The sequence below is a fragment of the Halodesulfovibrio sp. genome (assembly GCF_025210605.1).
Classification (GTDB): Bacteria; Desulfobacterota; Desulfovibrionia; order Desulfovibrionales; family Desulfovibrionaceae; genus Halodesulfovibrio.
This window is the reverse complement of record NZ_JAOARI010000018.1, coordinates 134,636-150,605: the sequence shown is the minus strand read 5'-3', so window position 1 is coordinate 150,605 and position 15,970 is coordinate 134,636. Positions and strand designations below refer to the sequence as shown.

Annotated in this window: 16 protein-coding genes; 4 read left to right on the top strand and 12 right to left on the bottom strand. The window is 45.9% G+C overall.

The features are described from left to right. The 10 genes from ribD to N4A56_RS07350 form a co-directional block, all read right to left on the bottom strand. Positions 1-1,116 (bottom strand): bifunctional diaminohydroxyphosphoribosylaminopyrimidine deaminase/5-amino-6-(5-phosphoribosylamino)uracil reductase RibD, encoded by a 1,116-nt coding sequence (gene ribD, locus N4A56_RS07395; protein ID WP_295546187.1) that lies wholly within the window; start codon positions 1,114-1,116, stop codon positions 1-3. Continuing rightward, complete coding sequence (locus N4A56_RS07390) at positions 1,116-1,580, bottom strand: cytidine/deoxycytidylate deaminase family protein (protein WP_293671425.1); 465 nt, start codon at positions 1,578-1,580, stop codon at positions 1,116-1,118. Before N4A56_RS07390 ends, ribD begins: the two co-directional genes overlap by 1 nt. A 197-nt stretch (positions 1,581-1,777) precedes the next feature. Continuing rightward, complete coding sequence (gene glyA, locus N4A56_RS07385) at positions 1,778-3,016, bottom strand: serine hydroxymethyltransferase (protein WP_295546185.1); 1,239 nt, start codon at positions 3,014-3,016, stop codon at positions 1,778-1,780. 73 nt (positions 3,017-3,089) lie between these two features. After that, entirely contained in the window at positions 3,090-4,337 is a 1,248-nt protein-coding gene (fabF, locus tag N4A56_RS07380) for a beta-ketoacyl-ACP synthase II (protein ID WP_295546183.1), read from the bottom strand. A gap of 171 nt (positions 4,338-4,508) precedes the next feature. Then, the gene (acpP, locus tag N4A56_RS07375) at positions 4,509-4,739 is read right to left on the bottom strand and encodes an acyl carrier protein (RefSeq protein WP_293671422.1); all 231 of its coding nucleotides are present in this window, start codon (positions 4,737-4,739) and stop codon (positions 4,509-4,511) included. Positions 4,740-4,823: 84 nt separating this feature from the next. Further along, entirely contained in the window at positions 4,824-5,567 is a 744-nt protein-coding gene (fabG, locus tag N4A56_RS07370; RefSeq protein WP_295546363.1) for a 3-oxoacyl-[acyl-carrier-protein] reductase, read from the bottom strand. A gap of 133 nt (positions 5,568-5,700) precedes the next feature. Further along, positions 5,701-6,690 carry a beta-ketoacyl-ACP synthase III gene (locus N4A56_RS07365; protein WP_295546181.1) on the bottom strand — a complete coding sequence of 330 codons (990 nt, stop codon included), beginning with the start codon at positions 6,688-6,690 and terminating at the stop codon, positions 5,701-5,703. A 54-nt stretch (positions 6,691-6,744) separates the two neighbouring features. Continuing rightward, positions 6,745-7,785, bottom strand: a complete 1,041-nt coding sequence (plsX, locus tag N4A56_RS07360; protein ID WP_293671420.1) for a phosphate acyltransferase PlsX — start codon at positions 7,783-7,785, stop codon at positions 6,745-6,747. After that, complete coding sequence (gene rpmF, locus N4A56_RS07355; RefSeq protein ID WP_020001270.1) at positions 7,778-7,954, bottom strand: 50S ribosomal protein L32; 177 nt, start codon at positions 7,952-7,954, stop codon at positions 7,778-7,780. Before rpmF ends, plsX begins: the two co-directional genes overlap by 8 nt. A gap of 52 nt (positions 7,955-8,006) precedes the next feature. After that, complete coding sequence (locus N4A56_RS07350) at positions 8,007-8,537, bottom strand: DUF177 domain-containing protein (RefSeq protein ID WP_295546176.1); 531 nt, start codon at positions 8,535-8,537, stop codon at positions 8,007-8,009. A gap of 197 nt (positions 8,538-8,734) precedes the next feature. On the opposite strand from N4A56_RS07350, the gene rpmB reads away from it, so the two are divergent. Both rpmB and N4A56_RS07340 read left to right on the top strand, forming a co-directional pair. Then, the gene (rpmB, locus tag N4A56_RS07345; protein ID WP_293671417.1) at positions 8,735-8,944 is read left to right on the top strand and encodes a 50S ribosomal protein L28; all 210 of its coding nucleotides are present in this window, start codon (positions 8,735-8,737) and stop codon (positions 8,942-8,944) included. Between the two features lie 436 nt (positions 8,945-9,380). Beyond that, positions 9,381-9,914: an FxsA family protein gene (locus tag N4A56_RS07340; protein ID WP_293671416.1), complete on the top strand. Its 534-nt coding sequence runs from the start codon at positions 9,381-9,383 to the stop codon at positions 9,912-9,914. A gap of 68 nt (positions 9,915-9,982) precedes the next feature. Here the strand turns inward: N4A56_RS07340 and N4A56_RS07335 are convergent, their stop codons facing one another. After that, a complete protein-coding gene (locus N4A56_RS07335) occupies positions 9,983-12,556 on the bottom strand; it encodes a hypothetical protein (protein WP_295546174.1) in 2,574 nt (857 codons plus the stop codon). Between the two features lie 474 nt (positions 12,557-13,030). Here N4A56_RS07335 and N4A56_RS07330 point away from each other — a divergent pair, with 474 nt between their 5' ends. Next, entirely contained in the window at positions 13,031-14,425 is a 1,395-nt protein-coding gene (locus N4A56_RS07330) for an MATE family efflux transporter (RefSeq protein WP_293671413.1), read from the top strand. Positions 14,426-14,473: 48 nt separating this feature from the next. Here N4A56_RS07330 and N4A56_RS07325 read toward each other — a convergent pair whose 3' ends face one another. Next, positions 14,474-14,773: an MTH1187 family thiamine-binding protein gene (locus N4A56_RS07325; RefSeq protein WP_293671411.1), complete on the bottom strand. Its 300-nt coding sequence runs from the start codon at positions 14,771-14,773 to the stop codon at positions 14,474-14,476. A 199-nt stretch (positions 14,774-14,972) separates the two neighbouring features. On the opposite strand from N4A56_RS07325, the gene N4A56_RS07320 reads away from it, so the two are divergent. Then, positions 14,973-15,926 carry a calcium/sodium antiporter gene (locus N4A56_RS07320; protein WP_295546171.1) on the top strand — a complete coding sequence of 318 codons (954 nt, stop codon included), beginning with the start codon at positions 14,973-14,975 and terminating at the stop codon, positions 15,924-15,926. Positions 15,927-15,970: the final 44 nt, after the last annotated feature.

Below are 15,970 nucleotides of genomic sequence, written 5' to 3'. Positions count from 1 at the left end.
CTAAATTTCCTGTCGGCGTAATGTCAGTATGACATCATCGCCGCTAAGTTCCGTTTTGATAATTCGTAAGCGGAGCGCTTCGTCCATTGTTGCGATAGTTCTACCAGAAAAGATGTCGGGTGCGTTGTGATCTCCGACAATTTTGGGAGCCATATGCAACTGAAATTCGTTTACGAGATTGTTCTCAAGAAGCGATAATGCCAATTTTCCTCCGCCTTCGCAAAGGGTATAGAGGCACTTTTTTTCCTCACGCAGCCAGATAAGCCCTGCTGCAAGATCAAGGTTCCCGTTTTGCTCCGGTAAGCTTACAACAGAACAGCCTATTGTCTGTAGCTTCCTTGCTGTTTCAGATAATGCAGATTCTTCATTTGTCCAGAAAATAACTTGCTCAGGACGCTCTTTCAAGAGTGTAAACTGTGCTGGGTCTTCCGGAAGATGCTTGGTTATAATTACAGCAAGCGGTTGCTGCTCAACGCCTTCCAGACGGCAGGTCAATTGAGGATTGTCTGCATAGAATGTTCCCCCACCGACGATAACTGCCTGTACTTTTTTCCTAAGCTCATGGACTCGCTTTCGAGATTCTTCGCAGCTGATCCATTGAGAATGTCCTGTCTTGGTGGCAATTTTTCCATCCAATGTAGAGGCTAGTTTCAGTACAGTGAAAGGGTAGGGCGTCTGAATCCAAGTGAGGAAATCTGCTACAAGGTTTCGGCACTCTTCTTCAAGCATGCCTGTTTCAACAGTCACGCCGTTTTCGCGTAAAAATTGTGCGCCGCCTTTAGCTTTCGGGTTAGGGTCTTCTAACCCTACGACAACATGCTTGATGCCAGCATCTAAAATAGCTTTGGAGCAAGGGGGAGTTTTTCCGTAATGATTGCATGGCTCAAGCGTAACATACATGCTGCAATCGCTTGGAGAAATATTGTTTTCGGCAGCGTTGCGAAGGCACTCTATTTCTGCATGCGGTTGCCCACATGCAGTGTGATATCCTTCAGCAACAATTTGTCCGTGCTTGACGAGCACAGCTCCAACAGTCGGGTTGGGGGCGGCAGTTCCTCGTCCTTTTTCAGCCAACGCAATGGCACGGCGCATAAAATGGGCATTGCGGTGCTGCATTATGCGCCTCTGACTACATGATCTATTTTAGTGAACGGAATGCCAGCTTCTTGTACCATAGCTGCTGCAAGTTCATCATTGTAGCCTTCTACATAGTAAACACCTTTGATACCGCAGTTAAGCAGCATTTTAGTGCAAATAAGGCACGGCATGGTGGTACAGTAAATTTCTGCACCAGCAAGGGATACCCCGTGAACAGCTGCCTGAATGATAACATTTTGCTCTGCATGAAGTCCGCGGCACATTTCGTGACGCTGACCGGAAGGAATGCCCAGTTCGGCACGAAGACATCCAATATCCAGACAATGTGATGTGCTGGCAGGGGCGCCATTGTAGCCTGTTGCAAGAATGCGTTTGTCTTTAACTGCGATAGCGCCAACTTTACGGCGAAGACAAGTAGAGCGTTCGGCAACCATGTAGGTTATGTCCATGAAATATTGAGGCCAAGGAAGTCTCTGCTGCATTGATAATAACTCCGACGGGAGGTGTTTCTAATGGGACGTTGATTTGTAAAAATGATTACGGGACAGATACGATATGTGTCTGACTTGTTGCAGTCAAGCCACCATAGATAATTTAAAAAATCACCCAAAGTATAAAAGCGAAAAGCAGGAAGCATGAGCAAAAAAAAAAGCCGGGGAAGAATCCCCGGCTTAGTGTGTTACCAAGCGAAAAGCGGGAATGTACGCGCGAACGCCGTAACCTGCTTGTGTATGTTGGCAAGGTACGCATCATTGTCGATGTGCTTGAGCGCATCAACAAGCCAAGCTGCTACTTGCTGCATTTCTGCTTCTTTCATACCGCGGCTTGTAAGTGCCGGTGTTCCGATGCGAATACCGGAAGTAACAAACGGGCTGCGTGTTTCAAAAGGAACAGTGTTTTTGTTGGTAGTGATGCCAGCTTTATCAAGAGCAAGCTGTGCTTCTTTACCAGTGATATCTTTATTGGTCAGGTCGATGAGCAGGAGGTGGTTGTCTGTACCACCGGAAACCAGATTGAAGCCTTCATCAAGAAGAGCCTGTCCCATGGTTTTAGCATTATCGATAACCTGCTGCTGGTAGACTTTGTACTCAGGACGTAAAGCTTCGCCGAATGCAACTGCTTTAGCTGCAATCACGTGCATGAGTGGGCCGCCTTGGATTCCAGGGAAAATCTGGCTGTTCAACGGCTTGCTCAGATCTTCTGTGGAAAGAATCATACCGCCGCGAGGACCGCGCAGGGTTTTGTGTGTAGTAGTTGTTGTTACATGTGCATGTGGAACAGGTGAGTTATGCAAACCAGCTGCAACTAAACCTGCAATATGCGCCATGTCTACAAACAGCTTTGCGCCTACTTCGTCTGCGATAGCACGGAATTTCGCAAAATCAATTTCTCTAGGGTAAGCACTTGCGCCTGCAATAATAACAGTAGGCTTATGCTCTTTCGCAAGTTTGAGAACATTATCGTAATCAATACGACCAGTCTCACGGTCTACACCGTACGCTTTTACATCAAAGAACTTACCGGAGAAGTTGACAGGGCTGCCGTGTGTAAGGTGTCCCCCGTGGGAGAGGTCCATACCCAGTACAGTATCGCCCGCGTTCGCGATGGCATAGTACGCTGCCATGTTAGCCTGACTGCCGGAGTGCGGCTGCACGTTAACATATTCTGCACCAAAGATTTCTTTTGCGCGTTCGATAGCGATGGTTTCGGTAACGTCTACGTATTCACAACCACCGTAGTAGCGCTTGCCCGGGTAGCCTTCTGCATACTTGTGAGTAAGTACTGAGCCTTGAGTTTGGCGTACAGCTGCGGACACAAAGTTTTCTGATGCGATTAATTCAAGCCCACCGGTCTGGCGATCGATTTCCTGAAAAATAGAACGGCCTACTTCAGGATCTTGGATAAAAACTTCATCCATGAGTGATGCCCCTTACGATTTAAATGAGGAAGAAAAAGGGCGTACACAGCAGCTTGCCGTGTACGCCCACACATTACCCTTCGAAACGTTTGAACAGCACACTTGCGTTGGTGCCGCCAAAACCGAAGTTGTTGCTGAGTACGTACTCAGCTTGATACTCTTCTGAACCATTCCCCATGTAGTTCAGATCGCATTCTGGGTCGGGTGTTTCATGGTTTGCGGTTCCCGGAACAACCCCCTTATCGAGCGTCAGGCAGGAGAATACTCCTTCCATACCGCCAGCGGCACCTAGCAGGTGACCTGTTTGGGATTTGTTTGCGGAAACACGCAAGTTGTATGCATGATCCCCAAAGACTTTTTTCATCGCACCGGTTTCTGCTTTGTCGTTAAGAGAGGTGGAAGTACCGTGTGCGTTGATGCAGTCTACAGCATCAGTTTCAATGCCTGCTTCTTCAATAGCATTCAGCATGGACTGAGCCATTCCTTCGGAATCTTCGCGTGGTGCAGTCATATGGTATGCATCACCGGTAGAACCGAAGCCCACAACTTCTGCGTAAATTTTTGCACCGCGTGCTTTTGCAGAATCGTATGATTCAAGCAGCAGGAGACCTGCGCCTTCACCGATGATAAAGCCGGAGCGTTCACCATCGAACGGACGGGAAGCTTTGGTAGGCTCATCGTTACGGTTGCTGCAAAGCGCTTTAAGCGCGGTAAAGCCGGAAACACCCATAGGGGTGATTGTAGATTCTACACCGCCGGTGATGATTGCATCACAGCGACCGGATTTAATATCTTCAAATGCGTGTCCGATGGCATGAGTACCGGACGCACAGGCACTGGTGAACACAAGGTTTGGACCTTTTGCGCCAGTGAAAATGGAAACCTGCCCCGGTGCCATGTTCGAGATAAGCATCGGAATCCAGAACGGGCTGATTTTATTAGGACCCGCGCTGGTGAGCTTAGTATGGAAGGTTTCGATAGTATTGAGACCACCAAGACCTACGCCAAGCATAACGCCGACGCGTTTGGCGTTTTCGTCAGTTATTTCGTACTTGGAGTCTTCCATGAGCTGTTTTGCACAGGCAACACCGAACTGTACGAAGCGATCCATACGACGCGCCTGTTTTGCCGGAATATGGTCGGCTGCATTAAAGTCTTTTACTTCACCTGCAATCTGTGAAGTAAACTCACTTGCATCAAACTGGGTGATAGGCCCGATGCCGGATTCTCCGGCAATAAGTTTCTCCCAGCTGGTGTCAACATCATTCCCGAGAGGGTTAATGGTGGCAACGCCGGTTACTACTACTCTTTTTTCAGTCATATGCTTCATTCCTGGGAAAAAGTGCGCTGTATAAGAGATTAGTTCAACCCGCTTCTCTGTACGTTGCGCGGACAGCACTACCTCATTAATGTACTGTCAAAATAAGCGGGTAAGGCGTCTTATGCTAACGAGCATAAGACGCCTGTATATAAAACGCTGTAACAGTGCGGACTACTGCTGTTTTGCGATGTAGTCGTATGCATCCTGAACTTTCAGGATTTTCTGTGCGTCGTCGTCGTCGATTTCTACGCCGAACTCTTCTTCCATAGCCATGATGAGTTCGGTGAGGTCAAGAGAGTCTGCGCCGAGGTCTTCAACGAAAGAAGCGTTGTTTTTTACTTCTTCTTCAGATACGCCGAGCTGCTCAATGATGATCTGTTTTACTTTAGCTTCTGCAGACATGGATTCCTCCAATGGATTGTTTTCTTTTTTGTTATTTTGCCTTCTGGAAAGAAAGCAGTAAAGTTTTATTACGGATGCAATCCGCTAGCAGTACATGCCGCCGTTAACGGCAATAACCTGCCCTGTGATGTAGCCAGCACCGCTTGATGCAAGGAAGGCTACGGTGTTTGCAATATCTTCTACATCGCCCATGCGTTTAAGAGGAATTGCTTTTTCGTAATCATTGCGAACAGCCTCTGGAAGAGCATTTGTCATATCGGTTTTGATAAAGCCGGGGGCAACAGCGTTAACGGTGATATTACGGGCACCGAGTTCTTTTGCCATGGATTTTGTCATACCGATAATGCCTGCTTTAGCAGAGCAGTAGTTAGCCTGACCTGCGTTGCCCATCTGACCTACTACAGAAGTAAGGTTGATGATGCGACCGCAGCGTTGCTTGCTCATGATCTTTGCTGCTTCTCTACAAGCAACAAAAGCTCCGCGCAAGTTTACGTTAATGACACGATCAAAGTCTTCGTTCTTCATACGAAGGAGAAGACCATCTTTGGTGATACCTGCATTGTTAACAAGAACATCAAGTTTCACCTTGTCTTTAATTTCTTCTTTAAAAAATGTTGCAATCTCATCTGGATTGCCAACATCTAATTTGAACGCTTTTGCTTTACCACCAGCAGCTTCAATGGAAGCTGCTACGTTCTGAGCTTCTTCAGGCTTAGAAACGTATGTGAGGTAAACCTGAAATCCGGCTTTGCCCAGCTGTTCAGCAATAGCTTTGCCAATTCCGCGTGAACCGCCGGTAACCAGTGCTGTTGAAAGTAATTCCATAATAAATCGCTTCTGGTTAGGAGTTAAAAGCAATGCCTTATACCTCAAAGAGAGTATAACTTCAATTCCCAAAACTGGCTGTGTAACATTGAAGAATATTTAAGTTTTTGGGAAAAGACGGCAAGCAATACGATTTCTAGGTTCTAAGCAGTGCTGCACCCCAGGTAAAGCCGCCGCCGAATGTTGTCAGCAGAATATTTTTACCCGGTTCAAGAGTGCCAGCTGCTTTAGCCTGTCCAAGTGCAATCGGAATAGACGCAGCGGATGTGTTGCCCACCTTGTCTACATTAACAAATACTCGCTCGCTGGAGATAGTAAGTTTTTTGCCGACAGCTTCAATGATTCTCATATTCGCCTGATGCGGAATGAGAATGTCGATATCGTCAGGGCTAAGACCGTTGCGTTCAATAAGAGTGTTACACACGCCGACCATGCTGCGGACAGCATGTTTAAAGACTTCGCGTCCTTGCATCATGATGAAGTGTTCTTCAGGAACCTGCTGTCCGACTTTGTACGGCAGAGAAGAGCCGCCGCCGCGAATTGTCAGCAGTTCGCATAAAGAGCCATCAGAGGAAAGTTCGATGTCTACAACAGTTGTGGAGTCTTCAGTGGGGGTAGCGGAGATAACTACAGCACCAGCGCCGTCACCGAAAAGAACGCAGGTGTTGCGGTCTTCCCAGTTGATGCGGGATGACATGGTTTCGCCGCCGCACAGAAGAATGTTTGCATCTTCTTCTGTTTGTGCAAGGGAGCTTGCAAGCTTTAACCCATACAAGAAGCCGGAACAAGCGGCACTTACGTCAAGAGCCATACGCCCTTTTAAGCCCAGCTTGTCCTCAGTGATGCACGCCGTGTTAGGGCAGTAGGCATCAGGAGTACAGGTCGCCACAAGAATATGGGATAACTCTTCCCGGTTCATTTTCGCATCAGCAAGTGCAGCTTCTGCCGCTTGGGCTGTAAGGTCGGATGTTGCCTGACCTTCTGCCACAATGTGGCGCTGCTCGATGCCTGTACGAGTTCTGATCCATTCGTCGCTTGTGTCGACCATCGCTTCGAGGTCGAAGTTCGTTAGAACCTTTTCAGGAACAAATGCTCCGAAGCCCCGGATGTAACATTGCTTTTTCATTGCTGTTTCCGGAAAAGTCACAAAGCGGCACAGTAACACTGCACCGCCTCAGCTTTAGTTCTTAATAGCTCTGCCGAAGCTTGTCAGCTCTTCATTGGCGCTGATTGCCTCGACTAGGCGCTCATTTGTTTTTTTGCGTACGAAAGTAGATGCCATTTTAACAGCGTTGAAGATAGCTTTATCATTCGATGCGCCGTGGCATACAATCGCGATCCCCTTAAGACCCAGTACCGGAGCGCCGCCGTATTCGGCATAATCCACGATTTTCGCGAATTTTTTAAACGCTTTTCTGGCCAGTAACGTGCCTATTTTTGCAATTGTACTAGACATCAACTGTCGTTTTAACAGCCGACCCATAGAGGTGCTTAAGCCCTCGCTGAGTTTCAAGGCCACGTTGCCTACAAAACCGTCACATACAACAACATCCACTTCCCCTGTAAACAGGTCACGTCCCTCAACATTTCCTAGGAAGTTGATATCGTTTGTAAGTTTAAACAGGTCGTAGGCTTCTTTTACCTGTGTGTTTCCTTTGCCCTCTTCTTCGCCAATAGAAAGCAGACCAATTCTAGGAGATTCATACTCCAGAAGGTCACGGGCAAAGGCGTTAGCCATAAGGCCAAACTGGAACAGGTGCTGAGGCTTACAATCTACGTTGGCTCCTACATCCAAAAGAACAATAGGGTTCTTTTCTGTAGGCATTACGCTCGCAAGAGCCGGACGTTCTACGCCGGAAATGCGACCAATAATAAACATGCCGCATGCAACAGTAGCACCGGAGTTACCGGCGCTTACAATGCCATCTGCTTTGCCTTCTTTTACAAGGCGGCATGCAATCTGAATGGACGCATTTTTTTTACGGCGAAGAATATCTGAAGGCTTCTCGTCCATGCCTGCCACCTCATCGGTGTGCACAACTTCATAGGCCACCCCTTTTAGGGGTAGCCTATCGAGTTCGGCATTAATTAACTTTTCGTTACCGACAAGAATAACCTTAATACCGAAAGTGCGAGCAGCCTTAATAGCACCTGAGACGTTAACGGACGGACCAATGTCTCCGCCCATTGCGTCTACGGCTATAACGGGAATGCTATGCATCGTCCTTACTGATCTGACGACCGTTGTAAGTGCCGCAAGCTGCACAAACGCGGTGTGGAAGCGCTGCTTCGCCGCATTCGCAGTATACTACGGAAGGTACAGCCACACGGTGGTGGGAGCGACGCATGCCCTTACGGGACTTGGATTTTCTTTTCTGTGCTACAGCCATGACAGATCCTCTCTTTATTCTGCTTTCGAACGAATTCCGAAAGACGTAATCGTTATTTACCCACTTTAAGGTTTCTAAGAACCGCAAAGCGTGGATCGAGTGTTGAATCTTCACACTCGCATTTTCCAGTGTTTAAATCTTTGCCGCATTCAGCGCAAAGACCCTTGCAGTCTTCCTTGCATAAAGGTTTGACCGGAAGGGCGATAACAAATTCTTCCCAAAGAACGCCTGCAACTTCAATTTCAATTCCAGTACTTTCATTGACGATGCGAACGTTAGGTTCGGTATCGTCCGAACTTAGCTCTTCGTCAAGTATGAATACTTCATCAAAATTTTGGTTGATGTTGACAGTTGCGTCTTGAGTGCAACGGTTGCAAGGCAGATTAACAGTACCTGTCATGCTACCGTGCAAAATACATCCCTTTTCTTGAGGGATGAGGAATAAACGGGCTGCAAGCTCTTCCTTAATAGTGTAGGGAAGAGCGAATTCATCAATCGGACTTTGCCATACGGACTGATCGTTGATGATTATTTCCTTGCCTTCTGGAGGCAGATCCTTGATTGCTAGCCAAAGTTGTTTCATATTGATGTCCTCTTGCGGAAGGGGATTTCTACATGCGAGAGTGTTTGTTTGTCAAGAAAAGGGTTGCCTTTTTTGTACTGAGGGTATAATACACCCATCTCTTTGCTTGCGTGGGCGGGCGAACATTTTTTAAAAAATTCCCCTCGCGTAGAAATCAAAGTAATAAATTTTTTTCTTTAAATATACGGAGAATCGCCATGGCTAAAGAATGTGCTATTTGCGGTAAAGGCCCACAGGTGGGTAACAATGTTTCTCACTCACACATCAAAACCAAACGTCGCTTCCTGCCTAACCTTCAGCGAGTTCGTCATCAGTTCCCTAACGGTCAGGTAAAAGCTATCAATGTTTGCACCCGTTGTCTGCGCTCTGGCGCTGTTGTGAAGCCTGTAGCAACTAAGAGTGCTTAAGCTTTTCGGCGATCCAGTTGGACAAGAAAAGAAAAAATCTCACCAGTAATGGTGAGATTTTTTTTTACCTAGAAGCACACCTACTCCTTGCTTTTTTGAGAAAAAATTTATTTTTACTGTCATAAAGAGCCATTTCTTAATTAGTTTCTTTACTAATTACCGCAGATAGTGAACTCTACACTCCAGATGATTCTCGTTGATTCAGATATTTTTTTATAGTGCGTTGCTGTACATACTGTACCAGTTTTCACCCGAAATACACATGGATCATGTGCTATGCAGTAAGTGGTGGTGACTTCTGCATTATTTATTGTGTATTGGGTGTATGGCACTCTAGCGGTGGGGATGTACCATAAAAACACTTGTCATCTCGTTCAGGATGACTAGTTTTAAAAAGGTACGGATAGATTGCTTAGAATATGAAGGGCACAACAATATGTTTGGAAGATTATTTTTACTGTTTACTCTCATCCCGATTCTTGAATTATACATGCTTGTTTCAGTAGGCTCCGTTATTGGCGGGCTTCCTACTATCGGGATTGTAGTTCTTACAGGGATTGCAGGGGCATGGCTTGCACGCATGGAAGGTTTTCACACCATGCAGAAGGTACGGCAGTCTTTGAACGAAGGGGCTATGCCTGCTGATGAAATGGTAGAAGGATTGCTTATTCTTATTGCAGGCTTGCTGTTGCTTACTCCTGGTTTTATTACAGATTTTGCAGGTCTTGCCTTGTTGCTTCCGGTAACCCGTAAACCATTTGCCCGCTGGCTGCGTAAGCAGTTCAGTGCTGCCACTATACAGGGCGGAGCGCAAAATCATGCAGGGTTCACGTATTACACATGGCATTCCTCAGGTGGTCAGCAGAAAGACGAGCAGACCATTTATAGCGAAATTAAAAATGATGCAGAACAAACTCCTCGACAGGCAATAGTGATTGACTGTGAGCCAGTTGAAGAAGAAAAAAAGTAAGTTGCTAAATTAAAAAAAACGCTCTTCACAGCATGTGAAGAGCGTTTTTTTGTTTGTGAAGATCGCGATTATTCGGTGACCGGTTCTTGAGTCACAGGTGCAGGCTGCGCTACCTGAGACACTTGCTCAACTTGTGCTGGCTCATCAGTTTCCGGTTCAGGAGCGGTTTCGGTTGATTCTGCTGTTGTAGTTTCCTCTAAAATCGGTCGCTTGAGAGGGGCTGGCTCGTCTTCATTATCTGTCTGCGGAGAGTCTGTGGCAGGCTCTTCTTCAGCAGGAGACGCAGGCTGTTCCTCTGTTGCAGGAGGTGTTTCTGGCTCGTTTACAGAAGGTTCTTCTTCCGGTTGTACTTGAGGCTCCGGTCGATAGTTTCCTGCACTTTTTTCCTGAATCGCAAGAATAAATCCTTTTCCGAGGTGTGGTATAGGAGTGTGCTGTGTGTCGACGAGCTTAAGTGTTTCCGGTTTTGTGAGCCAGTTATCCCAATCTGTTGCGCTCATTATGATAACAACATCTTTGTTTGTGTTTAAAATTGTGCTGAGTGTGTGCAGATCAAAAGCATGTTTGACAGGTTTTCTTACAAAGTAAGCAAACGGGGCAGGGTCAGCATTATACACAACCGGCGCAAAGTTCTTTTCTGCGTATTCTTCCATAGTCATGGAAATATCTTTTGCAGAGATGGCTTCGTTGATTGTAGAAGCTGACATAATGAATACCGGCTGGAGGAGAATTGTGACAGCAAGTGCAAGACCCACTGTGCCGAGTCTGCTGTTCCACGGTGCGCGGAGCCAGAATATTCCCGCAGTAGCGAGCATGATTGCAGAAAGGTACATCCAGCCATTGATTTCAAATGGAATAAACTGGGTGAAGTTAACAAGACCGATCAGTGTAATACCTGCTGCAAAAAAGACGAGTGCAATAAGTCGGTAAAAAATTGTATTGCGCAGTGGTGAAAAGTTTTTGATGGCGCGTGCGGCTAGAATTGCAAGTTGCGGCAGCAGCACAAGCAGCCATACAGGTGTCATGTAGTCAAGGAAGCAGTACATTGCACATGTTATTACCGCAGAAAGCCACAAGTAGGCAGTACCGATATTTTCAGGATTTCGCGTTGCCAGAATGTTTTTGTACAGAGAGATGCTGGCAATTTTTGTCCATGGAAGTACAAGTACTACCACTAACCAAGGCAGTAAAATAAGTGGGAGTATGCTGAGCATATGCCACCAGTATGGAAGATGCGCGAGTGCACCTTTAAATGGTGCTGCCAGTACGTTTGGTACCAGATTGAGCAAGTATTCCGGCTGAACTGCAAAGTATACGTACGCAAACCAGCTGAGTACAATAATGAGATATACGCCGAATCCACCTGCAACATCCCATTCGCCGAATCTGGTAGGACGCTTGCGCCAGCAGGAGATGAAAAGAATAGAGAAAAGCGGAATAAACAGTCCGGGGAATCCAGCTGTTAATGTTGCCGCTGCTGCACAGATGAATCCGGCAGCAAGCCAGAAGTAAGATCGCTGTTGTTTCCAACCCATAACAAAGGCTGCATGCGAGAACGTTACCAGAGCGGCAAATAGGGTTTCCATGCCGTTCAGCTGTATTGTAACAGCTGGAATAACAGCACTCATGGTCAACATACCGGCTGCAAGACCTGTTTTTTTAGAAACACCTGCGGCGCGGGCAAAGAGGTACGTAGAAAGTACAAACAGTACACTACTGATGACCGTGCTGGCTTTAATTGCAAAATTTATTGGAATATCTGGAATCAGAGCAATAATGCTGCTGAACCAGTAATACAGCGGCATAGCGCTACTGTAAGGAGCGCCGTCCAGTATTGGGGTGAGCCAGTTTGAAGCGGCTAGGGTATCTTGAACAACCGCTACTGTTTGAACTTCCTGTAATGGCCACAATTCACGGAAGAAGAGAGCTACTCCACCTTGCAACGCTGCAAAAATTAGAAGTGGTAAAATTGGAATAAGAGAAAGAGTGTTGAGAATTTTACTTTCAGGAGCAACATCTGGAAGTGGTTCTTTGGGCTTTTTCTCTTTTTTCTTTTTGGCAGGTTTTCTTTTTGGTGGAACTTCTGCTGAGACAGTGCCGTGCATAGGCGGTGTTTCTTTCGATTCAACAGTTTCTGCCTCTGGTTGGGCAGGCTCATTGCTTTTTTTTCCGAACCTACTGCTGAGTTTAGAAGCTGCTGCACCGATAAGTTCGTCATCGGTGTCATGTACATCATCATCTTTTTCTACACTAAGTGCTGCACTGGGTTCTTCTGAAGAGGTCGCTTCATTTTCTTGAGCATCTTTTGGTGCTGATACAACTTCAGCATCAACTGTTTCTTCTGAGCTTTCATGCGATTGCATGTCATCAGTCTTTTCAGCTTCAGCAGGTGTATCAGCTTGCGGTGCTTCATCTGCCTGTTCCGGCTGATTATCCTGTTCTATTGGAGAAGCGGCAGTAATTTCTTTTTCAGAAGGTGCGTTCGTAGTGGTAGATTCTTCAGAAAGGACAGGTTCGGTGTCAGTATGTTCTTCCTGTTCTAAAGGAGTATCGATAGCGTCCTGTTGTTCAGCTCCAGTTGGCTGTTCTTCGGTAGGCTTCGTTTTTTTTTGTGACTTTGAGGAATCAGAAAAGTCGCTCATGATATATCCTGTATGTTTGAGTAGCTTCAAAAAAACTAGGGTGTGCATTCAAAGTTAGCATAAAATAAGCTTGATTGGATGAGAAACTCAAGAAAATACTAGGGTTAAAATGCATATGCATAAAGGTAATTAGAAAATGTACCTGATTATAGTGAGTAAGGTGCTGTGCTTAAAGGATAAAGTTTTTTATGAAGGTTTTTCTTGTAAAAATAAAATTGGTTGCGTAGAAGGTTGCTTCTTATTTCAATGAAAATTGATTTAGTCACTTCAATTTTTATTGATTTAAGCAGGCGGTAACGTTGTTACAGTCTAGTCGGTATTATTGAATGTACAATTAATACAGTTCAATAATAAACAGTTGTGATTATTTTAACGCCCGTGTAAGCGGGGCACAACACAGTTTTATTAACGTCCTGTCGGCTACAGATTTTGGTTATCGAGTATGCCGTCAGGGGATTACCTCAGGAGAAATTGATGCTATCCCGTTTAAAAAAACGCTGGAACGAACCTTTCGGGTATCGCGATGCCCTCAACGTGGGACTTCCTTTAGTTGTAAGCCTTGGCTCATCAACAACAATGGAGTTCACGGACAGAATCTTTTTGAGTAATTACTCACTGATATCCATTGCAGCTGCATTACCGGCAGCGATGGCGAACTTTGTGTTTTTGCTTTTTGCTCTGGGTATTGCTTCGTACAGCTCAGTATTTATTGCACAGTATTACGGTGCATGTAAGTTTGATAAAATTGGCTCAGCTGTGTGGCAGGCAATATATTTTTGTTGCTTCGCATGGATAGCCATCGCGATGCTTGTATTTGTTGCAGAGCCGTTTTTTGCTTTTGTTGGGCATGCTCCCGAAGTGCAAAAAGAGGAAGTGACGTACTTCTCTATTTTGACTCTGGGAACTGGCTTCGCAATTATTGCAAACGCTATAGGTTGCTTTTTCACAGGGCTTGGGAAAACTCGTCCCAACATGATTGTGAATATTATTGCTGTCCTTATCAATATTCCACTTGATTACATGCTGATTAATGGTGTGTGGATTTTTCCGGAATTAGGTATAGCGGGTGCAGCGCTGGCAACGGTCTCTTCGTGGGGCATGCAGCTTATTATGTATGCGTGGCTGGTATTTACACCACAAAATGATGTTACGTATCATGTAAAACGTGCATGGCATTTTAATGCAAAGCTGTTTATGCGAATGATGCGCTTTGGTATTCCAAGTGGTCTGAATAACTTCTTCGATATCTTTGCATTTACAGTCTTTATTATGGTTGTTGGACGAATTGGCGAAGTGGAACTTGCTGCTTCTAATATTGTGTTGTCCATTAACTCTCTGGCATTTCTACCTGTAGTAGGACTGAATATTGCTGCTTCCATTTTAGTTGGTCAGGCAATGGGCGGAAAAGATGTTGCAAAGGCTCGTGTGGCAGCGCGCAATGTTTTGCATATTGCCATGCTCTGGATGGGAACTTTTGCTGCAATCTTCTTGCTCTTCCCATATGAGCTGACAGCGCTGTTCAGACCGGAAGGGATTCCTGCTGAGCAGTTTGCCGCAATTCAGTCAACGTGTCAGGTGTTGCTTGCGTACGTAGCGTTCTTCTGTCTTCAGGATTCTGTTGCACTTATCTTTTTTGGTGCATTGAAGGGTGCAGGGGACACGATGTTTGTTATGCGGGCAATGGCGCTGTGTGCAACGCTCTGCCTTGGTGTACCTGTAGTAGCGGGTCGCTTCTTCTTTGATGCTGGCTTGCATACACTGTGGGCGATGCTGATTGTATATGTCTGTATTCTTGCGCTTACTGCGTTCCTGCGTTTCCGTTCGGGAAAATGGGAACACATAGAAGTCATAGAAACAGAGCCTGTATAAGAGCTTATAGCCCGGTACGCTTGAAGTTGTTCAAGCGTACCGGGTATTTTATTTTTCAAGCTTGGCGGCTACTGAATCCGTTTTGCCCTTCAAGCCGTTTACTCTGCCTTTGCGTGCATCTACTTTAAGTGTCAGGTAGATGCGGTCACAGTCCTGCTCCAGTTCTTTGTAGCATGCTGAGACTGTCCCCATTACTTCATCCCATTCACCTTCAATGGTAGTGCCCATTGGTCCAAAGTCGTAGGCGAGTCCACTTTGTTTTATGACAGTGACAACGCGAGCCACGTAGGGACTCATGCTGACTCCTTTATCCATCGGAAAAATAGAAAGTTCTGCTATCACAGACATGATTTATCCTTTTACGTAGAGTTAACTGAGTTGTGATAAAGAATATGCCTGTAGAGTTTTTTCATCAAGTTTCTATACTCTATAGAATTGCAAACAAGCCCTAGACAATGAGTGGAACACATCTTACATCAGCCCTTTCTAAAGACTGTGTCTCAACGTACTTTGACTATGCACAATAACTTTTTAATCAGGTAGCTTCATGCTTTTACACATTGCGTACCTTCTGGCTGGCGGTCTTCTTTTATGGAAAGGAGCTGACTGGGTTGTGGATGCGGCTTCTGCCATTGCGCGCCGTTTTGGCATTTCAGAACTTATTATTGGCTTGACCATTGTTGCAATGGGAACCAGCCTGCCGGAATTTCTTGTAACGTTGACTGCTGTATTGAAAGGAATTCCTTCAATTTCTTTTGCAAATATTGTTGGCTCTAATATTTTCAATCTCGGCATTATTCTTGGTGCTGTTGCCATGATTAAAAGTGTGTCCGGTAGCAAGACGTTGATTACCCGTGACATACCAATTCTGTTTGGTGTTGAGCTGTTAATCCGCATGATGGTTTCCGGCGGCGAGCTGGGACGATTTGACGGCGTTATTCTTACCTCTGTTTTTGTCGGATATCTTGCATGGATGTATTACCGTTGCAAAAAGCCTTCGTCAGCAAGTGATGCGGCTTTGTGTGATATGGTAAGTGACAGCGAAGTAGCTACGGTTAAAGATTACTTGCTGCTTCCTGTTGGATTGCTTGCGGTAAGCTTCGGCAGCCAGTTCGTTGTTGATGGTGCTTCCGGCGTTGCTCGTGCATTCGGATTGAGTGAGTGGCTTATCGGCGTGACTATTGTTGCTGCGGGTACTTCGCTTCCTGAACTGGTGACGTGCCTCTCCGCTTCTGTGAAAGGCAAGAATGACATGATTCTTGGGAACCTTATTGGCAGTGACTTCTTCAACTTTGCTGGAGTACTTGGGATAACTTCCCTGATTAGACCGATAGCAATTATGCCGGATGAACTGCTTAATATGACTTTTGCCGTTGTAGTGGTTGCTGTGCTGTGGATATTTATTCGGACGCAGGGAAAGATTTCTCGAAGCGAGGGGGCATTACTCTTTGCTGCTGGTATCGGGCGTTGGCTATTTGAAATATGGCGCGGTGCAATGTAACTGTATAAAAAAAGCGGGTGACCTTTATTGGGTTCCCCGCTTTT